A 19,499-nucleotide genomic window follows, 5' to 3' on the forward strand; every position below is an offset into this window, starting at 1 on the left:
GGGCCCGAATGATCGATAGTGTTAGAGCTGTGACCGAAGAAGATCTCCGCCCCTCACCCGACCGCAAGCCGCGCCCGGTGCACTCCGAGAAGCTACGGGTTCCGGTGTGGTGGTGGGTCGCCCTGTCCGTCATCACCGCCGCAGCCATCGTGCTGGCTGCAATGATCGGTGCACGCTGGTGGTTCTGGCTGCTCGCGGTGGTGGTCCCGTCGCTACTCGGCTGGCTCTTTGTCCGGGTCAGTCGCGAGCGAATCGAGGTCGAATCCGACGGGCAGGGCGGCGGAACCCTCTACGCCGGACGAGCTCAGCTGCCGTTCGAGGCGATCTCCCGGAGTGCTGTGGTCCCGGCCACCGCGAAACTCGCCGCCATGGGCAGGCAGCTCGATCCCGAGGCCTTTGTGATCCACCGCGGATACATTCCCACGATGGTGATCGTCGTCTTAGACGATCCGATGGACCCCACGCCATACTGGCTGATCAGCACTCGTGACCCCGAGGGGTTGGCCGCCGCTCTGCCCGATAACCGTTACGACTGAGCGTGAACGCGGCGGCCTGATGGGTCAGCCCGCGCAATCCACACAGATCGCCATTCCATCTCGCTCTTCGGCGAAGCGGCTGCGGTGGTGGACGAGGAAGCACTCACCACAGGTGAACTCGTTCTCCTGCTCAGGGACCACTCGAACGGTGAGCTCCTCCCCGGAAAGGTCGGCACCGGGGAGCTCGTAGGACTCGGCGGTGTCCGTCTCGTCCACGTCGACCTCTCCGGTGGCACCCTCCACCCGTCGGGCCTTGAGTTCCTCCAGTGAATCACCGGCGAGCTCGTCGGCTTCGGTCCGGCGGGGTGCGTCGTAGTCGGTTGCCATGAGTCTCTTCTCTGCGGGTTTGCTGACGAGGGGTCGCGAATCCGATCACGGAGCGACCGGCGCACGCATATTAACGGAAACTCCGCCGAATTTCATCCGCCGGACGCGCTCCGTGAGACCACCGGCACTTTCCACCGCTGCGTTTAGAGTGGTCGGCGAGAGGCTGATCGGTTTCTCCCCAGGTTCACCTGCAGGAAGGGCCCACATGGTCGTCCACCTCAGCAAGCAGACGACGCCTAGTCCGACCCCCACACGGGGGATAGGAATGTTGCGCAGTCCGTACGTCCTGTTCGTGGTGGCAGCACTGGTTCTCGGAGGCCTCGTGTGGGCCACAGCGCTAGGCGGCAATGACGCCGCGACACAGGCCGCGGCATGCCCGCTGACCCCCGCAGCCGAGGAGGCCGGGCTCCGGGACGAATCCGCAAGCGCACTCGACGCGGTGGAGCCCGCGCTGCTCAGTGACACGAGGGTGCGCGTGCTTAACGCAAACGGTCAGAGTGGTCAGGCCGGCGCGGTAGCTGCCCAGCTCGCCGAGCTGGGCTTCCAAGCCGCCGGAGAGAACCCCACGGGTAACGACCCCGTCTACACCCAGGATCTCGAGTGCCACGGACAGATCCGTTACGGCGAGTCCGGAAAAGCGAACGCGAGATCGCTCTCACTGGCCGCGCCCTGTATGCAGCTCGTGGCCGACGGTCGCGACGACAGCAGCGTCGACCTGGTTCTGGGAACCATCTTCTCTCGGCTCTCCGACTCGACGGCCGGTATCGGGGCGCTCGACGAGCTCAAGGTCGGACGTCAGCCCATTTCCACGGAACTCGACGCCGCTCGCTCTGTCAGCTGCTGAGGGGTCCAGACAGGGACCTCAACGCCGTCAGGAAGTCCGCTGCGACTCCCGGTGCCGCCGCGGTTGTCGCAACCGAGTCGTCGTCGGAGGCCGACACGACGGCTCCCGCTTCCGCGGCGATCAACGCACCGGCCGCGTGGTCCCACGGCTTCAGACAGCGCTCGTAATAGGCATCCAACCTCCCGGCGGCGAGCATGCACAGGTCGAGCGCCGCCGACCCACACCGACGGATATCCCGCACCCGGGGCAGTAGCGAGGCCACCAGTCGCCCCTGCTCGGCCCGGATATCCGCGTCATAGGCGAACCCGGTGCCCACCAACGCCAGGGCAAGGTCGTCACATGTCGAGGCACGGAGCGCTGTCGAGGTGTCGTCAGCCATCCTCAGCATCGCTCCCAGCCCCAGCCCTGCCGTGAAGGTCTCGCGGGTGGTGATGTTGTGGACCGCGCCCGCGACCACAACCCCGTCGACCTCCGCTGCCACGGAGACCGCTGTGAACGGGATGCCATAGAGCAGGTTGACCGTTCCGTCGACCGGATCGACAATCCACCGCACGCCACCCTGCGCCAGGCGGGTCGCATCCTGACCGCCCTCCTCGCCGAGGACGGTGTCCCCGGGACGGCCGGATGCGACCTCACAGCGCAGGTGCTCTTCCACCGAGGTGTCGATGATCGTGACCGGGTCGGTCGCCGAGCTCTTAGACCGCGGGTCCAAGCCGGATGTCGCGAACTCCCCGAGCATCCGGCGGGCCACGTCCCCGCCGCTGGTCGCCAAAGAGTCGGCGAACGACCTCAGTTCGCCGACCGAGCCACCGGCTGTTCCGCCCGCCATTCCCACTGCACTTTCCCCGGCCATCTGGCCCTCCTCGTCGTCGTCACCGGATGTAGCCGCACCAACGCCCGACCGCCGATACCCTGATCGCGGGCGTCCGTTGCCCCCATCGTGCCCCGGCGGCTCGATGCGCCGCCGAGATAACCCGCCGTGTCGCCGCACGGCCCCTACCGCGGGAGCGAACCATGCCCAGCCCCACCCCAGACCTCACAGACCCCTCAGAGGCCACGACGACCGGCCTCGGGGTAGACGTGGGGGGCACCGGTATCAAGGTCGGTCTCGTAGACCTGCACAACGGCGAACTCATCGGCGACCGACTGATCCGCGACACCCCACAACCGGCCACTCCGGACGCGATCGCGGAAGTGATCCGGGAGTTGGTCGAAGAGTTCAACTGGGACGGCCCGATCGGTGTCGCCCTCCCCAGCGTAATTCACGACGGCACCACCCGGATCGCGCACAACATCGACAAGTCCTGGATCGGCTGCGACGTCAACGCCTTGTTCGACCGGCATCTTCCCGGTCGAGACGTCCTCATGCTCAACGACGCCGACGCTGCGGGAGTGACCGAGATCCACTACGGCGCCGGCGAGGGTATCGACGGCCTGGTGATTCTGCTGACATTCGGCACAGGGATCGGATCCGCACTGCTCATCGACGGGCGTCTCGTCCCCAACACCGAGTTCGGGCACCTGCTCGTGGAAGACATCGCCGGCCGGGGCTTCGACGAGGCGGAACACCTTGCCTCCGCAGCCGTCCGGGCCCGCGACGAACTGACCTTCGCCGAATGGGCTCCCCACGTGTCCAACGTCCTGCGGTCCATAGAAAATCTTTTGTGGCCACGCGCATTCGTGCTCGGCGGAGGGGTGAGCGAGGCCGCGGACGAGTGGTTCCCCCTCCTGGAGAACCGGACACCGGTCAGGGCCGCCGTTCGACTTAACGACGCCGGGATCATCGGCGCAGCGCTCTACGCCGCCGCCCGCACAGGCGTCGTGGATCTGAGTGGGGTCCTCTCCCGCGGTGTCGGCTGACCCCGGATAACCCCGCCGGATGCGACCCTCGGCGCAGTTCCTCGTTACAATGGCGCAGGCCGGGAACACGTACCGGCCGGGGACGGGCCCGGTACCGCGATGCGGTCGGCTCGAGTGCCAGCGGACCCCGCGGCATCGATCCCTGTTTCCCATCGAGCAACCGGTTGTGAAGGGGCGTTTGTGGCAGCCACGAAGACCACCAGTTCGGATCCCGCTAAGAGCGGAGACCCGTCGGACACCGAGGTCACGGGCGCGGCCCCCGCCACGAAGACCGCGGCGAGCAAGGCTCCCGCCAAGAAGGCGCCGGCCAAGAAGACCGCCGCCAAGAAGACAGCGGCCAAGAAGGCGCCGGCTAAGAAGGCCCCCGCCAAGAAAACAGCGGCTAAGAAGACCGCAGCGAAGAAAACTGCGGCTCCCAAGGCCACCGATGTCGTGGACGACGCTCCGGTCGACGTGGTTGACGCTCCCGAGGTGGAGCCCGACACCGCCGAACTGGAAGATGTCGAAGTCGAGGACGTCGAGGACACGGAAGCCGACGAGGAGACGAAGGAAGAGCCGACCGCCAAGGACAAGGCATCGGGCGACTTCGTCTGGGACGAGGACGAGTCCGAGGCCCTTCGCCAGGCCCGCAAGGACGCCGAGCTCACCGCCTCCGCAGATTCCGTCCGCGCCTACCTCAAGCAGATCGGCAAGGTCGCGCTCCTCAATGCCGAGGAGGAGGTCGAGTTGGCCAAGCGAATCGAGGCCGGCCTTTACTCCACCTGGCACATGGCGCAGGTCGTCGAGCGCGGCGATAAGCTCACCACCGCCCAGCGCCGTGACTTCCGCTGGATCGAGCGCGACGGTGTCCGCGCCAAGAACCATCTGCTCGAGGCGAACCTGCGTCTCGTCGTCTCGTTGGCCAAGCGCTACACCGGCCGCGGCATGGCATTCTTGGACCTCATCCAGGAGGGGAACCTCGGCCTGATCCGTGCGGTCGAGAAGTTCGACTACACCAAGGGCTACAAATTCTCGACGTACGCCACATGGTGGATCCGTCAGGCCATCACCCGCGCGATGGCCGACCAGGCGCGCACCATCCGAATTCCGGTGCACATGGTCGAGGTCATCAACAAGCTCGGTCGCATTCAGCGGGAGCTCCTCCAGGACCTGGGCCGCGAGCCCACGCCTGAGGAACTGGCCAAGGAAATGGACATAACCCCGGAGAAGGTACTGGAGATCCAGCAGTACGCCCGAGAGCCCATCTCGCTCGACCAGACCATTGGCGACGAGGGTGACTCGCAGCTCGGTGACTTCATCGAGGACTCCGAAGCCGTCGTGGCTGTGGACGCGGTCAGCTTCACCCTGCTCCAGGACCAGCTCCGGTCGGTTCTCGACACACTCTCCGAGCGTGAGGCGGGTGTGGTGCGCCTGCGCTTCGGACTCACCGACGGACTCCCCCGCACCCTCGACGAGATCGGTCAGGTCTATGGCGTCACGCGCGAGCGGATTCGGCAGATCGAGTCCAAGACAATGTCCAAACTGCGGCACCCATCGCGCTCCCAGGTGCTGCGCGACTACCTGGACTGACACGCGTCTCTCGCATAGCAGGAAGGGCCCCCGTCGAAAGAGACGGGGGCCCTTCCTGCATGTGTTAATGATCAGTGAACGCCGCTCGGCCCACTTCGGGCCCAACATCGCTTCACACGTCTCGGCTACCAGCTCCGTAGCGTGGAAATCCGTTCACGAATCTGCTCAGCGGACGCCATCGGCACGGGCGGGCCACCACACGAATTGCGCAGCTGTGAGTGGATCGCGCCGTGGGACTTGCCCAGTCGACCCGAGTAGACCGAAACAAGGGTGTTCAATTGCCGACGCAGATCCTTGAGCTCGGCGGCGGAGGCGACCCGTTCGGCAGCTGCGCCAGCCTGGGCGCCCGGGCCGGCGGCATTGCCGGGAATCGTGGCACCGGACACCGCAGGATCGACCCCGACCACCGCTACCGAACCGGCAGCGGTCTCCCCTGGCATCCGCTTGATCTGTTCCTTCTCCCGCTGGCGCAGCAGCGCCTTGACGTCGTCCGCGCCCAGAAGCCCGGGAAGCCCGATGTAATCGGCTTCCTCCTCGCTCCCGGCGAATGTGGCTGTGCCGTAGGAGGAACCCTCGTAGACGATCTGGTCCAGCTCGGCATCTGCACCCAACGAGATGTAGCCTTTTTCCTCCTCATCCGCGTTGTCCGGTTCGTCCTGTTGCTGGTTGGCCTGCGCGAGGAGTTCGTCTTCGAGCCCGCCCTCACGGTGGGGCTTTCCCAGAACGTGATCCCGCTGCGCCTCCATCTGCGATGCCAGCTGCAACAGCACAGGAACTGAGGGCAGGAAAACCGACGCGGTCTCTCCCGGGCGCCGCGACCGGACGAATCGACCGATCGCCTGCGCAAAGTACAAGGGGGTCGATGCGCTGGTGGCGTACACGCCCACACTGAGACGGGGCACGTCCACGCCCTCGGAGACCATGCGGACCGCGACCATCCACTCATCGGTGGACTCTGCGAACTTCCCGATTCGACTCGAGGCCGTGGGGTCGTCGGACAAGACCACAACTGGGACTCTCCCGGTGATCTCCGTCAGCAGCGCCGCGTACTCACGAGCCCGCTCCTGGTCGGTGGCGATCACCAGACCGCCGGCATCCGGCACCCCGCCGGACCGGATCTGGCGCAGCCGGGTGTGCGCAGCATGGAGCACTGCCGGCATCCAGTCACCGTGGGGGTCCAACGCCACCCGCCAGGCGCGGGAGGTCTGGTCAGCGCTCAGAGGCTCTCCCAGTCGTGCGGAGAACTCCTCGCCGGCGTTCGTCCGCCAACGCGCCTCGCCCGAATAGGCGAGGAACACCACGGGCCGCACCACGCCGTCGGCGAGTGCGTCTGCGTAGCCGTACGAATGATCGGCCTTGGAACGCTGGTGCCCCTGACCGTCGGGTTCGTAGGTGACAAACGGGATGGGGCTGTCGTCGGAGCGGAACGGCGTACCGGTGAGCGACAGACGCCGTTCGGCGTCGTCGAACGCCTCACGGATGCCATCTCCCCAACTTCGTGCGTCACCGCCGTGGTGAATCTCGTCGAGGATCACCAGCGTCCGACGTGAGGCCGTCCGTTCGCGGTGCTTGAACGGGTGAGAGGCCACCTGCGCGTAAGTCACCACCACGCCGTGGAATTCGGGCGCCAGGGCTCCTGAGGAATTGGAGTACTCGGGGTCGAGGGCGATGCCGGCCCGCGCTGCGGACTCGGCCCACTGGTACTTCAGGTGCTCGGTGGGGGCAACCACCGTGACGGCGTCCACCGTTCGGTCTGCCAGGAGTTCCGTGGCCACGCGCAGCCCGAACGTCGTCTTGCCGGCTCCTGGGGTCGCCACGGCGAGGAAGTCTTTCGGCCGCGCCATGAGGTACTTGCGCAGAGCTGTGCGCTGCCAGGAGCGCAGCGGTGCACCCCCGGACGTCGGGGCGGTGTTCTCTGCGGTCTGTTCCTCGGGGCCCGGGACCGCACCGGGACTACTCACCAGGCTTCAGGGTCTCATAGACGCGTTTGCATTCCGGGCACACCGGCGAGCCGGGCTTAGCCGAGCGGGTGACGGAGAAGACCTCACCGCACAGGGCGATCACGTAGCTGCCCATGACCGCGCTTTCGGCGATCTTGCTCTTGTCCACGTAGTGGAAGAATTTGGGGGCGTCGTCCTGCGTCTCCTCGGTCGTGGTGACCTCGGGACGCTCGAGTGTCTTTGTCCGAGTGTTGCTCACACCCTCATGATGCCGCACCCAGGCGTCGCGGCGCCAACGCCGGAGTACCTTGGAGCTATGGCACCCGACTTCCGACGTAACCGGTCCGGGGAACGGGACGACACATCGAAACCGGTTCTCATCACCGGAGCGCGGCAGTCGTACCACGACGAGCTCTCGGCACGGAAGCGACGCTACTTTCTTCTTATGAGTGTGCGGATCCCCGCGCTACTCGTTGCTGCCGGTGCGCACGTGTTGTGGCACAACCCGTGGATCACGGTGGCGATCGTCATCGGGTCCATCCCCATCCCGTGGATAGCTGTGATCGGGGCGAACGACCGTCCGCCACTACCCAAAGGTCAGGCTCGCACCTATTCGGCGGGGCGGTTGACCTCGTACACTCCGCAGTCGTTGCCGTCCGGCATCACCGGTGCGGCGCCCACGCCGGACCCGCCCGACAGGCCGAGCGGCGGCTCTGACCACGGCGAAGAGCCCGACCATACTCACGAGAATGAACCCCCAGAGTGACCCTCCCCACCCCGTCCCTCGCGGACCTCGCGCCCGCCCTCGCTGACGCGTTCCGTCGTCACGACTACTCGGTATCCGGTCTGGAGGATTTCCTGGGGTTCGATGGCGTGTCGGCGCTGGCCAGGTCGGACGCGGCGACGGTCCGCCGCCACTGCCGTGGAGCAGGCACAGCGGGTTTGTTGCTGAGACTGTTCGTCCTGAGCGACCCTGTGCCGCGCCCGGAGGTGGAGGCCGCGCTCCCGGAGGTCCCGATCGCAGACGGTGAGGCGGCTGGTTTGTGGTCCCCGGCCGATGGGGGGCTGGTGCGCGCGTCGGTCGACCTGCGTCCCGTGGACACTGGCCATGGCACACGCTGGATATTCTCGGACGTGGACGGGTCGATGGTCCACGCCCAGACCCGCCCGGATCACGTTCTGGGCGTCGGGCAGGCCACACTGTCCCTGCTGCGGATCACCCCCTCCTCCCCCGCCGATTCGGTGTTGGATCTGGGAACGGGGTGCGGGATCCAGCTTGTTCACGCGCTCGAGAACGCAGGTTCCGGAACCGGCACCGACATCACGGAACGTTGCCTTGAACTGGCGGCCGCTTCCCTGGCCATCAACGGTCTGGAGGCTGAGCTACTGCGGGGACCGTGGTTCGAGCCGGTACAGGACCGGGTCTTCGACCGGATCGTGGCCAATCCACCGTTCGTGGTGGGCCCGTCCGAACAGGGCCATTCGTACCGGGAGTCGGGAATGGCGTTGGACGGGGCAAGTCGCACGGTGGTCTCGGGCGCTGCCGGGCACCTGGCCGCGGGCGGTACCGCGGTGATGCTCGTGTCCTGGGTGGAGCGAGAGGAAACCGATTGGCGAGCCCATATCGCGTCGTGGGTTCCGCCCGAGGGCGTCGAGGCGTGGGTGCTGCGACGTGACAGTTCCGATCCGGGGCTCTACGTGTGGACGTGGCTGACCGATGAGGGGATGGATCCGCGCGACGAGACGGCATGGCTCGCTGCAGACGCCTGGTTGGACCACTTCGAGGCAGAGGGGGTGACCGGCATCGGGTTCGGATACGTCTACATGCGCCGCATCGACGGTCCCTCGTCGGTACTGTGCGAGGACCTGACCCATCCGTTCGACGGAGGGCTCGGGGACGAAGCGGAGGCCTACTTCGCGAGGACCGCCTGGTTACGGGATGCCGCGGACCGGTACGGCGGCGAGGACATCGCCTTGGACTCCACCGTCTTCACCGTCTCCCCCGATGTCCACCTGCACTTATCAGAGTCCCTCGCGCCCACCGCCCCGACCGTGGGTGCCATCGAGGGTCCGTCCACGGTGGTGGTGGAACGGGTGACGGGCGCGCGGTGGCGCCATGAGATCGATCCGATCACCGCAACGGTGCTCCGGGGGACGCGCACGGGTGCGTTGCCGTTGGCGGACCTGGTTATCCTGGCCGCGGCGTCGGCGGGTGAGGACCCGGACGCGCTGGCCGCACCCGTGCGCCGGGTGGTCGCCGACCTCGTCCTCCACGGTTTCCTGGTGCCGGTCGGTGAGCCCGAACTCCTACCGCCCGGGGCCGTGGCCCCCCGGGATGGGGATTGGGCGGGATGAAGGCGGTGCTCTCCCGTGTCACCGAGGCATCGGTGACCGTCGACGACGAGGTGGTGGGCGCCTTGCCCGGACCCGGACTGTTGGTGCTGTTGGGGGTATCGAACGACGACGACGAGAACGACGTCTCCACGATGGTTCGCAAGATCTCGGAGCTGCGCATCTTGCGGGACGAGTGCAGTGCCGTGGAGGTGGGCGCTCCGGTGTTGGTCGTCAGCCAGTTCACACTGATGGGTTCGACGACCAAAGGTCGGCGACCGTCGTGGTCGCGGGCTGCGTCCTCGGTCGTAGCCGAACCGCTGGTGGAATCAGTGGTGAGAGGGCTGCGCGAACGTGGACTCGACGTGTCGACCGGCGCGTTCGGCGCAATGATGCGTGTCCATTCGGTCAATGACGGGCCGTTCACGCTGCTGGTGGAGACTTCTCCGACGCGGTGACGGAGCGGTGGCGGTCCTCCCGGTGACCGAGATCATGTATCCGGGAACATTCCTGACACCGTTGCCGTTGTAAGGGTATGTGACCGTGATCTGGACAGACACGACCCTGATCCGTCCACCAGCAACCGAACGCCGGCCCGATCATCGGGCCAGGCAGGAGGAGGAGACATGACGTCAGCCACCACCCGATCGGCCCCTCGGACGGAGGCGGAGCCCGACGGACAGAGCCCGAGTGCGGATCTGGTCCGTGTTTACCTCAACGGGATCGGCAAGACGGCTCTCCTGAAGGCAGAGGACGAGGTCGAGCTGTCCAAGCGCATCGAGGCCGGCCTGTACGCCCAGCACATTCTTGCGACCAAGAAGCGCATCGGCCCGGTCCGAAAGAGCGACCTCAAGGCCGTAGTCGCGGAGGGCGAAGCAGCGCGCGCCCACCTTCTGGAGGCGAACCTGCGTCTGGTGGTGTCTCTGGCCAAGCGTTACACGGGTCGCGGGATGCCGCTGCTGGACCTTATCCAAGAGGGCAACCTCGGACTAATCCGCGCCATGGAGAAGTTCGATTACGCAAAGGGATTCAAGTTCTCCACGTACGCCACGTGGTGGATCCGGCAGGCCATCACGCGAGGCATGGCCGACCAGTCCCGCACCATCAGGCTCCCCGTGCACCTCGTGGAACAGGTCAACAAGCTCGCTCGGATCAAGCGCGAGCTGCACCAGCAGCTCGGCCGCGAATCCACGCTGGACGAGCTCGCCGAGGAGTCCGGCATCCCCGCCCACAAGATCGAAGAACTTCTCGATCACTCCCGGGACCCGGTGAGCCTGGATATGCCGGTCGGCGCCGACGAGGAGGCGCCGCTGGGAGACTTCATCGAGGACGCCGAGGCAACCAGCGCCGAGAACACCGTGCTGTCCAACGTCATGCACTCCGACGTTCGCGCGGTCCTTGCCACGCTCGAAGAGCGCGAGCAGCAGGTCATCATGTTGCGTTTCGGCCTTAACGATGGCCAGCCGCGAACCCTCGACCAGATCGGCAAGCGCTTCGGGCTCTCCCGCGAGCGCGTGAGGCAGATCGAGCGCGAGGTCATGGCGAAGCTCCGCGAGGGTCGCCGCGCCGACAAGTTGCGGTCGTACGCGATCTGATCTCGTTGTATTGCCAACTTTCACCCGGCTCGGTGACTGAAAGGCCCCGCCCACCCTGCGAAGGGACGGGCGGGGCCTGTCTCATTTTGATGAGTTCCTGAATCCAGACCTGCTAGCGGAGCCGCCGCGGGCCCTCGTCTCCGCTGAATTGGGGAGGCGGTCCGAACGTGACCTGGGCGTAGAGAACTGCCAGTCCGTCGGGCGCGGCGAGAGCGGGGTCCACCGACAGCCGCCGCAGCTCCGGTACGTCTTCCACGAGGCTGGACACCCGCCCCATGAGTTCGATCAGAGCCCCGCGATCCGCTGCGGTGTCCCCGGCGTAACCGTCGAGGATCGGTGCCGCGCGCGGACGGTCGAGTAGCGCCGCCGCCTCGGTCGGCGAGATGGGCAGCGTGCTGAACGCCCGGTCGGCGAGGAGATCCGAGAGCATGCCGGAGAGACCAAACGAGATAAGCGATCCGAAAATCGGGTGATCCGCCACGCGAATGGTTACCGCGACGCCCTTGGTAGCCATCCTCTGCACGTGAAGAGAACGCGAGCCGGTTGTCGACTGGAGAAAATCGAACGCGCGCCGCACGGCGGACGCGTCGGCCAGGTCCAACCGGACCCCCGACTGGTCGCTGCGGGTGCGCCACCGCTCGCTGACCGCCTTGACCGCCACCGGGTAGCCGATCTCTTCGGCCGCCATCACCGCGTGTTCGACATCGGTGGCCACACGGTACTCCACGATGTCGATCCCGTAGCACTCCAACAGCCCCCGGACCTGACCCTGCGTGAGCTCGAACGATTCAGACCCCGCATGGACGTGACACAGCGAGTCGACGAGTTCGCGAGCTCGGGCACGGTCGATGTCGTCGTACTCGGCCGGCTTCTCCGCCGGCCGACCGAGCCACTCGGCATAGCGTCGGGCCCGCACCAGCGCCGAGACCGCCCGTTCCGGGTAAGGGTACGACGGGATCGAACCACGAGACGCCACACCGTGTTGGTCCGTCACGGTCAGCCCCTCCGGAAGCCCCTCACCCGCGAGGAACGTACTCACGACTGGCTTCAGACTCTCGGCCGCAGCCGCACGGATGGCTTCGGCGAACGCGTCGGGCTCGGTGGCGACCGGAGGAACAAATACCGTGAGCACGGAGTCGACCTCATCGCGCGCGAGCACGTCGGAGATCGCGGAACGGAAGTCCTCTGGGGTTGCTCCGGCGCCCAGATCCACGGAATGGGCCACCGTGAATCCCTGCTGACGCGCCGAGTCTCCGCCCAGCCGGGCGACGGCCGTGGAGTTGCCCACGATAGCCAGCCGGCCGCCGGCCGGAAGCGGCTGGTAGGCCAACAACGTGGCGGTATCGAACATGTCGGTGATCGAGTTGACCTGGATGAGCCCGGAGTCGCGGAACAATCTACGGATAGCGGCAGCCGTAAGTCCCTGGACGCCGGATTCCAGGTCATCGGCAGCGCGGCGGACCACGACGACCGGTTTGTTCCGTGCAACCCTGCGTGCGATCCGCGAAAACTTGCGCGGGTTACCGAAGCTCTCCAGGTACAGGAGCACGACCTCGGTCGCGGTATCGGTGTCCCAGTACTGGAGCAGGTCATTACCGGACACGTCGGCGCGGTTGCCCGCCGACACGAACGTGGACAGTCCCAGCCCACGCCGTGCGGCGGCGGCGAGGATGGTGATGCCCAGAGCACCCGACTGGCAAAAGAAGCCCACCCGGCCGGCCGCAGGGACGACCTCTGCGAGCGTGGCGTTGAGTTGGACATCGGCGGAAGTGTTGATCACCCCGAGGGCGTTCGGTCCGACGACGCGCATACCGTGCGCCCTCGCCTCACCGACCAGTCGCCGCTCGGAAACCACCCCTGCGCTGCCGACGTCGGAGAACCCCGCTGAGATCACAACCAGTGTCGAGACCCCCTTGGACAGACAGTCGTCCAGAACTTCGGACATCGACGCCGCCGGTACCGCGACCACGGCCAGATCGACCGGGTCCGGGATGTCTCGGACACTCGCGTATGCCCTCACCGACTGGACCGAGGTGGCGTCGGAGTTCACCGGGTACACGGGACCGGAGAAGCCGTTACCGATGAGGTTGCGCAACACGGTGTGGCCGATCTTGCCCACCTGGTCGGAGGCGCCGATCACGGCGACCGAGGACGGCGTCAGGACGCGTGCGAGGCTCCGCGCTTCGGCCGCCGCCTCGCGGGAGTTGCGGACGTTCGTCAGTGCCTCGGTCGGGTCGATCGCGAACTCCAGATGCAGCGAGGAACCGTCGAAGGAACGCGAGATCTCGTAGCCCGCGCGCCGAAACACCTGGATCATCGATCGGTTCTCCGAGAGCACCTCCGCCTCGAAGTGGTCGATCCCGCACTCCGCGGCTGCACCCGCCAGATGTTCAAGGAAGATCGAACCCAGACCGCGGCCCTGATGCTGATCTGAGATGGTGAAGGCCACTTCCGCGAAGGTGGAGTCCGGCAATCGCTCGTAGATGGCCATACCGATCACCTCGGCACCTAGCTCGGCGACGAACGCCATCCGGTCGCGGTAGTCCACGTGGGTCATCCGCTTGAGCTCCCGGTCTGACAGAACGTCCCGCGAGCCGAAGTAACGGAGGTAGCGGGTCCGATCGGACAGGCTGGAATGGAAGCTGGCAATCTTCTCCGCGTCGGTGGGCAGGATCGGCCTGATCCGGACGGCTCGACCGTCGGAGCCGAGCACGTCCGCCGCCCAATCGTGTGGATAGCCCGCCGGGTACTCGTCGATAGAGGTGTCGGTCGACGCGTGCTCGGGCGGCTCCACCGCTGGGTTTCCGTCGGCCGTCGGGTTGTCGGTCGTGGTGTCGTCGGGATGCGCCATAAGGTCCTCCAGGGGACGGGTCGCGATGTCGGGTGTTCGTGGTGGGGTCACTCGCGCATCCGGTCCGCGTATGGCGGACCTGATGCCGTGCGGTCAGTCCCGCGGGTCGTCCGGATCGAGTCCGAGCAGGGGGTAGACCGACCGTCTGGTGTCAAGTATCGACTGATCCACTCTGGCCAGCGAACGATCAACCTCCACCCCACGATCGGCTCCGGTCGGCTCCCACGGTGTGAAGATCGGCTCCTCGCCATCACTCATCGTCTGCGGGACGCGATCGGGGACCGTGAGCTTGCCCGCCATGGTCTGCCATTGTTCGGGAATAGCCGTGGACGGGTCCATCGGAGCGCCGAGGACCGCCGCGATGAGGTGCGTCCACGAGCGCGGTACGACCCGCACGAGCTCGTATCCACCGCCACCGATCGCGATGAGTCGCCCCTCGCAGATCTCCTCAGCCAGCGCGACGAGCTCGAGGTAGGAGGCCCGGTGCCCGTCCACGGTCAGCGAGAGATCGGCGAGAGGGTCCTCCCGGTGGGAGTCGCAGCCTGCCTGGATCACGATGAGCTGCGGCTCGAACGCACGCAGAGCGCCGGGAACCACCGCGTGGAATCCGCGCAGCCACAGGTCGTCGGTCGCGGCGGGCAGAAAAGCCAGGTTCACAGCAGTTCCCTCGGCCCGACCCACCCCGGTCTCCGACGCCCATCCGGTGGACGGCCACAGGGTCGCAGGATGCTGGTGGAGCGACATCGTCAGCACCCGTGGGTCATCGTAGAAGGCGGCCTGGACGCCATCACCGTGGTGGACGTCGATGTCGACGTAAGCGATGCGCTCGTAACCATTGTCGAGTAGCCAGCTGATCGCCACGGCCGCGTCGTTGTACACGCAAAAGCCCGATGCGGCGGCCGGCATCGCATGGTGCATGCCGCCCGCGACGGACACCGCCCGAGTCGCCGCGCCACTGGCGATGGCGCGGGCCGCGGCCAGCGTTCCTCCGGCGACCGCGGCGCTCGCCTCGTGCATTGCCGGGAACGTCGGGTTGTCAGCGGTTCCCAACCCGTGACTCATGCCGATGTGCTCACCCGGGGGGAGATCACCGGCGACCTTGACCGCATCGATATAGCGCGAGGTGTGCACGCGGAGCAGTTCGTCATCCGTGGCTATTCCCGGGTCGAGGAGTTCGACGCCTTGCAGCACGCCCAGTTCCGTGGCCAGCGACATGGTCAGATCGAGCCGTCGTGGACTCATCGGATGATCTGCGGAGTGTCGATACTCCAGCAGCGAGGGGCTCCAGACCACCTTCGCGGCGACCCCGTCGCGGATCCCTGGCATGGCTACCGTCCTCCCCGTATCGCCGGGTCAATCCCGGCCCGTGCACCCCGCGGCGAGAGTGGGGCGCGTCACCTGCGAATCTACGCGTCCGCGCGCGGTGTCCGCCGCCGATAGCGCGCTCTCCACCCCGGTTCGAGCCCCGACGGTAGGCTTGTGAGCAGGACTCGGTCGGTGATTGCACCCGCCGGGATGAACGAACGACTTCTCAATGTGGAGGACTGCAGCGTGAAGGACCTGGTGGACACCACCGAGATGTACCTCCGCACGATCTACGAGCTCGAGGAGGAAGGCGTGATCCCGCTGCGTGCGCGCATCGCGGAGCGCCTCGAGCAGAGTGGCCCGACCGTCAGCCAGACGGTGGCGCGGATGGAACGCGACGGGTTGGTTCTGGTCGCACCCGACCGTCATCTGCAGTTGACCGCCACGGGGCGTGAGCTGGCGGTCGGTGTGATGCGCAAGCACCGACTCGCCGAGCGTCTCCTCGTGGACGTGATCGGGTTGGAGTTGGACAAGGTTCACGCCGAGGCGTGCCGCTGGGAGCACGTGATGAGTGATGACGTCGAGCGTCGCCTGATCGAGGTGCTCAAAGACCCCCGCACGTCCCCGTACGGAAACCCGATCCCCGGTCTGGACCTAATCGGTTACACGGCCCCGGCGGACGACGAACCCGAGTACATCCGCCTCTCCGCACTCGAGAACGACATCGCGCAACGTGTCCGCATCCAGGCGATCGGCGAGAACGTCCAGATCGATGCCGAGCTGATTTCCGAGTTCCGCCGGGCGGGCGTCGAACCCCTCAAGACCGTGACCGCCACCCGCCGCGGCCACCTGGTTGAGCTCGACTCCGGGGACGGCCATCGGGTCGAGCTGGACGGCGACCACGCCCACGCCATCCAGGTGGAGATCCTGTGAAGCTCCTCGTCACCGGGGGCGCCGGATACGTTGGAGGCGTCTGCGCCACTGTCCTGCTTGAACGCGGCCATGAGGTCGTGGTGGTGGATGACCTGTCGACCGGTAACCGTGCCGGCGTTCCCAGCGGGGCGACCTTCATCGAGGGCGACGTCGCCGAACTCGCCGGGGATGTTCTGGATTCCTCGTTCGACGGCGTCCTCCATTTCGCGGCCCGCTCGCTCGTCGGCGAGTCAGTGGAGAAGCCCGGGGAGTATTGGCAGGGAAATGTCGTCACCTCCCTCAATCTGCTCGAGAAGATGCGCGCCGCCGGAGTGAGCAACCTCGTCTTCTCTTCCACCGCCGCCACGTACGGAGAGCCGGAGCAGGTCCCGATCACCGAGGACATGCCCACACGCCCCACCAACACGTACGGCGCTACCAAACTCGCGATTGATCACGCGATCACCTCCTACGCGGCGGCCCACGGTCTCGCTGCGACCAGCCTCCGATATTTCAACGTCGCCGGCGCGTACGGCACCGCAGGCGAGAACCGCGTGGTGGAGACCCATCTGATCCCGCTGGTTCTCCAGGTGGCACTCGGACATCGTGACGAGATCAAGATCTTCGGCGACGACTGGCCCACACCCGACGGGACCTGCATCCGCGACTACATTCACGTCGCAGATCTCGCCGACGCACACCTGCTGGCCCTGGAGTCCAACTCCCCCGGCACCCATCGAATTCTCAACCTGGGCAGCGGAGAAGGCTTCTCGGTGCGCGAGGTCATCGATGTCTGCCGCGAGGTCACCGGACACCCCATTCCGGACCTTGTGGCGCCGCGCCGCGCCGGGGACCCCGCGGTCCTGGTCGCCTCGAGCGAGAAGGCGATAGCCGAACTCGGCTGGAAGCCCACCCGCACAGACCTCCGGACGATCGTCGAGGACGCCTGGGCGTTCACGGAGGCGTTGGGCGACCGCGCCCACTCCGCACCCCGCTGAATTCAGGCCACCTCGGCCACGCGGCGTAACCTCTCGGGGGCGAGGCCGTGGCGGAGACCGTGCAGAAGGAGCCCGGCCAGCGAGTTTCCGGCATCCGCGTCGAGTGCCGCGGTCAGCGCTGACCACGCGTGGACGCCGCTGCCCGAGAAGTACGCTGCCGCCCCCAACAGCAGTAGCGCCACCGAGCGTTCGCGTCCGGGTCGACGGCGCGCGATCGCCCACCACAACGTGCGGCGGCCGTCGCCATCGCTCAGCCCCCGCTGGGCGAGACCCTTGTAGAGTTCGTCCCGCACGGCGATTACGAGCAGGGACCTCCCGAGGATGGCCAACTCGTCGTCGTCGACCTCCTCCCCCACCTCGAGCCGTCGCACCGCGTCACCGTGGGCTTCCACCGCACCGACGACCGAGGCCGCGGACGGGTTGCGCCCCGGCTCCCCCAAGCGTTCCCCGGCCTCGGAACCGCGCACACCGACCTCGCCCGCATCGACATCGCGTGCGTCAGCATCCCGAGTCCGGTACAAGCTGTCGATCTGGTGTCGCGAATCCGCCCGTACGCGACCGTCAAATGCATGCACCGCCGCGATCTGGGTGGAATCCGGGTCCACCTGCACACCCCGGACCATGCCGAACAGGTCGATCCACGGCGCACCCACGGCGAACTCCCCCACTCCGTACGCGGCCATCACCTTCGTACCCGCCCCACCGAGCCAGTAATCGAAGGCGGAGGCCGCGTCCTGTGCACGCAGCCCCGCCCCGTACTCGTCGGCGCAGTCCTCGTGGACCACCACCAGATGGGCCTCCGTCACACCTTCTCGTGCGCAGAACCGTGCAAGCCCCTGCGCCGTGCCGTAGCGCAAAGGCACTCTCGCACTTTTCCCGGGATCGTCGGAGGCCCCCGCTTCCGGATCGAATCCACCGAGCAGGGTGTCGTCCTCATCCGGGTCGATCCAGTCGCCCAGCAACTCGTCCACATCCATTCGTACGACCGGACCCTGTCCGCCGTCCGTCATCCTGCCGCACATCACCACCACCGAACCGGGCCCCGGCGGAAAACCCAACATCGACGGGATCGAAGCGATCAATTCCTCAGGAGAGGAGATCACCACCGTTCGCTCGGTCGTGCCTTCTTCGTTCGCTCCGCCCTCGTCCGTCCATGCGTTTGAATTCATCGCCGTCCACCCGTCTCGTCATCGGTCACACGTCCGTCCCCGTCGCGGGAAGCGGTCCGCTGGTGCCCTGCACCGGCTCAACCATCGGATACGGGCATGGCAGGAACCCGCCCGTGACGGACATCCGGCCCGTCGCCTGTGGAGGACACGCGACATGTGGGAACCCCGACGGGAATCAACAGCGGGCCCATGACGTTGACAAAGTGGTGAACCCCCCGTCCCGGATGGACGACCGGGCGAGCCCCTCCACCCGGTGGACGGGTTGTGGTGACGAGAGGAGACGACATGGCCAGGCACAGCGATCTGTACCGACTAGTTCAACCCGTTCCGGACCTGCGTTCGGAGGACGGTCGCGGACCGGTTCTCGTTCACGGTCTCGAAGGGTTCTCCGACGCCGGCCAGGCGATTCAGGGCGCCACCGAGCACTTTCGCGAAAAGCTGGACTCACAATTGATCGTGGAATTCGACGTCGATGAGTTGGTTGACTACCGCTCGCGTCGCCCCCAACTCAAGTACTCGTTCGACCACTTCGCGGAGTACGCCGAGCCCACAATCCAGATGCACGCCGTCAAGGCCGCGGACGGCACCTCATTCCTCCTGCTGTCGGGTCTCGAACCCGACCTGCGTTGGGACGGATTCACCGAATCCGTGATCGATCTGGCCGGATCCTTCGGGGTCCGCATGTCCGTCGGACTCGGCGCGATCCCGCTGAGCGTGCCGCACACACGGCCCACCAACTCGAGCGCGCACGCCAGCGATGTGGACCTGATCCGCGGCTTCACCGCTTGGCCCGGCGAATTCTCCATCCCGGGCAACATCAGCAGCCTCCTGGAACTGCGCATGGCCGAACAGGGAATCCCGTCGGCGGGCTTCACCGTCCACGTGCCGCAGTACCTTTCCCAGACCGCCTACCCGGCGGCCGTGAGCCATCTGGTCAGCAGCGTCGCCAAGGTAACCGAGCTAGACCTGCCCACGGGGGAACTCGACGAGGCCGCAGAGGAGTTCACCGTGCAGGTGAACGCTCAGATCTCGGGCAACGCGGAGGTCCGGACCGCGGTGGAACTCATGGAGAAGCAGTACGACGAGTTCATTGAGGCCCGCCAGGGCTCCGACTCGCTCAACCCCGGCGGCAAGCCATTACCGTCCGGAGACGAGATCGGAGCCGAGTTCGAGCGCTTCCTCGCACAGCAGTCCGGCGAAGGTGAGCACGGCGCGGACCAGTGATGGAATGAGTGCACCCGGCCGGGCGGCTAGGCTCGGTC

The 19,499-nt window shown here is 66.7% G+C and carries 18 protein-coding genes; 11 read left to right on the forward strand and 7 right to left on the reverse strand.

Going from position 1 to position 19,499, the window contains the following annotated elements:
• Nucleotides 1-29: 29 nt before the first annotated feature.
• Nucleotides 30-536 carry a DUF3093 domain-containing protein gene (locus ON04_RS11795; protein ID WP_010541828.1) on the forward strand — a complete coding sequence of 169 codons (507 nt, stop codon included), beginning with the start codon at nucleotides 30-32 and terminating at the stop codon, nucleotides 534-536.
• A gap of 24 nt (nucleotides 537-560) precedes the next feature.
• Here the strand turns inward: ON04_RS11795 and ON04_RS11800 are convergent, their stop codons facing one another.
• Complete coding sequence (locus ON04_RS11800) at nucleotides 561-863, reverse strand: DUF4193 domain-containing protein (RefSeq protein WP_010541829.1); 303 nt, start codon at nucleotides 861-863, stop codon at nucleotides 561-563.
• A 265-nt stretch (nucleotides 864-1,128) separates the two neighbouring features.
• Here ON04_RS11800 and cei point away from each other — a divergent pair, with 265 nt between their 5' ends.
• Nucleotides 1,129-1,707, forward strand: a complete 579-nt coding sequence (gene cei, locus ON04_RS11805) for an envelope integrity protein Cei (RefSeq protein WP_010541830.1) — start codon at nucleotides 1,129-1,131, stop codon at nucleotides 1,705-1,707.
• On the opposite strand, the gene ON04_RS11810 is transcribed toward cei, so the two are convergent.
• Nucleotides 1,697-2,560 (reverse strand): inositol monophosphatase family protein, encoded by an 864-nt coding sequence (locus ON04_RS11810; protein ID WP_010541831.1) that lies wholly within the window; start codon nucleotides 2,558-2,560, stop codon nucleotides 1,697-1,699. The two genes, cei and ON04_RS11810, sit on opposite strands and share 11 nt — an antisense overlap.
• Nucleotides 2,561-2,721: 161 nt before the next feature.
• Between ON04_RS11810 and ppgK the strand changes: the two genes are divergently transcribed.
• Both ppgK and ON04_RS11820 read left to right on the forward strand, forming a co-directional pair.
• A complete protein-coding gene (gene ppgK / locus ON04_RS11815) occupies nucleotides 2,722-3,567 on the forward strand; it encodes a polyphosphate--glucose phosphotransferase (protein WP_010541832.1) in 846 nt (281 codons plus the stop codon).
• A gap of 180 nt (nucleotides 3,568-3,747) precedes the next feature.
• On the forward strand, nucleotides 3,748-5,136 hold the full coding sequence (locus ON04_RS11820) for an RNA polymerase sigma factor (protein ID WP_010541833.1): 1,389 nt from the start codon (nucleotides 3,748-3,750) through the stop codon (nucleotides 5,134-5,136).
• Between the two features lie 125 nt (nucleotides 5,137-5,261).
• On the opposite strand, the gene ON04_RS11825 is transcribed toward ON04_RS11820, so the two are convergent.
• Nucleotides 5,262-6,980, reverse strand: coding sequence for a DEAD/DEAH box helicase (locus ON04_RS11825; protein ID WP_238529314.1), 1,719 nt, complete (start codon nucleotides 6,978-6,980; stop codon nucleotides 5,262-5,264).
• Nucleotides 6,981-7,089: 109 nt separating this feature from the next.
• Nucleotides 7,090-7,335 carry a DUF3039 domain-containing protein gene (locus ON04_RS11830; RefSeq protein ID WP_010541835.1) on the reverse strand — a complete coding sequence of 82 codons (246 nt, stop codon included), beginning with the start codon at nucleotides 7,333-7,335 and terminating at the stop codon, nucleotides 7,090-7,092.
• Nucleotides 7,336-7,392: 57 nt separating this feature from the next.
• Between ON04_RS11830 and ON04_RS16000 the strand changes: the two genes are divergently transcribed.
• From ON04_RS16000 to ON04_RS11850, 4 genes are all read left to right on the forward strand, one after another.
• Nucleotides 7,393-7,842, forward strand: coding sequence for a DUF3099 domain-containing protein (locus tag ON04_RS16000; protein ID WP_010541836.1), 450 nt, complete (start codon nucleotides 7,393-7,395; stop codon nucleotides 7,840-7,842).
• A complete protein-coding gene (locus ON04_RS11840; protein WP_010541837.1) occupies nucleotides 7,839-9,431 on the forward strand; it encodes a DUF7782 domain-containing protein in 1,593 nt (530 codons plus the stop codon). Before ON04_RS16000 ends, ON04_RS11840 begins: the two co-directional genes overlap by 4 nt.
• Nucleotides 9,428-9,865 (forward strand): D-aminoacyl-tRNA deacylase, encoded by a 438-nt coding sequence (gene dtd, locus ON04_RS11845; protein WP_010541838.1) that lies wholly within the window; start codon nucleotides 9,428-9,430, stop codon nucleotides 9,863-9,865. The genes ON04_RS11840 and dtd overlap by 4 nt, the downstream gene beginning before the upstream one ends.
• A 168-nt stretch (nucleotides 9,866-10,033) precedes the next feature.
• The gene (locus ON04_RS11850) at nucleotides 10,034-11,002 is read left to right on the forward strand and encodes a sigma-70 family RNA polymerase sigma factor (protein WP_010541839.1); all 969 of its coding nucleotides are present in this window, start codon (nucleotides 10,034-10,036) and stop codon (nucleotides 11,000-11,002) included.
• Between the two features lie 112 nt (nucleotides 11,003-11,114).
• Here the strand turns inward: ON04_RS11850 and ON04_RS11855 are convergent, their stop codons facing one another.
• Together ON04_RS11855 and ON04_RS11860 are read right to left on the reverse strand one after the other, a co-directional pair.
• The gene (locus tag ON04_RS11855) at nucleotides 11,115-13,853 is read right to left on the reverse strand and encodes a bifunctional acetate--CoA ligase family protein/GNAT family N-acetyltransferase (protein ID WP_010541840.1); all 2,739 of its coding nucleotides are present in this window, start codon (nucleotides 13,851-13,853) and stop codon (nucleotides 11,115-11,117) included.
• Nucleotides 13,854-13,946: 93 nt separating this feature from the next.
• The gene (locus tag ON04_RS11860; protein WP_010541841.1) at nucleotides 13,947-15,179 is read right to left on the reverse strand and encodes an acetoin utilization protein AcuC; all 1,233 of its coding nucleotides are present in this window, start codon (nucleotides 15,177-15,179) and stop codon (nucleotides 13,947-13,949) included.
• Between the two features lie 225 nt (nucleotides 15,180-15,404).
• Here ON04_RS11860 and ON04_RS11865 point away from each other — a divergent pair, with 225 nt between their 5' ends.
• Together ON04_RS11865 and galE are read left to right on the forward strand one after the other, a co-directional pair.
• Entirely contained in the window at nucleotides 15,405-16,091 is a 687-nt protein-coding gene (locus tag ON04_RS11865) for an iron-dependent transcriptional repressor DtxR (protein ID WP_010541842.1), read from the forward strand.
• On the forward strand, nucleotides 16,088-17,068 hold the full coding sequence (gene galE / locus ON04_RS11870; RefSeq protein WP_010541843.1) for a UDP-glucose 4-epimerase GalE: 981 nt from the start codon (nucleotides 16,088-16,090) through the stop codon (nucleotides 17,066-17,068). The genes ON04_RS11865 and galE overlap by 4 nt, the downstream gene beginning before the upstream one ends.
• A 2-nt stretch (nucleotides 17,069-17,070) precedes the next feature.
• On the opposite strand, the gene ON04_RS11875 is transcribed toward galE, so the two are convergent.
• On the reverse strand, nucleotides 17,071-18,237 hold the full coding sequence (locus ON04_RS11875) for a DUF4192 family protein (protein ID WP_010541844.1): 1,167 nt from the start codon (nucleotides 18,235-18,237) through the stop codon (nucleotides 17,071-17,073).
• Between the two features lie 285 nt (nucleotides 18,238-18,522).
• Between ON04_RS11875 and ON04_RS11880 the strand changes: the two genes are divergently transcribed.
• Nucleotides 18,523-19,461, forward strand: coding sequence for a proteasome assembly chaperone family protein (locus ON04_RS11880; RefSeq protein ID WP_010541845.1), 939 nt, complete (start codon nucleotides 18,523-18,525; stop codon nucleotides 19,459-19,461).
• Nucleotides 19,462-19,499: the final 38 nt, after the last annotated feature.

It is taken from the genome of Dietzia alimentaria 72 (assembly GCF_000226215.1).
GTDB classification, from domain to species: Bacteria; Actinomycetota; Actinomycetes; order Mycobacteriales; family Mycobacteriaceae; genus Dietzia; species Dietzia alimentaria.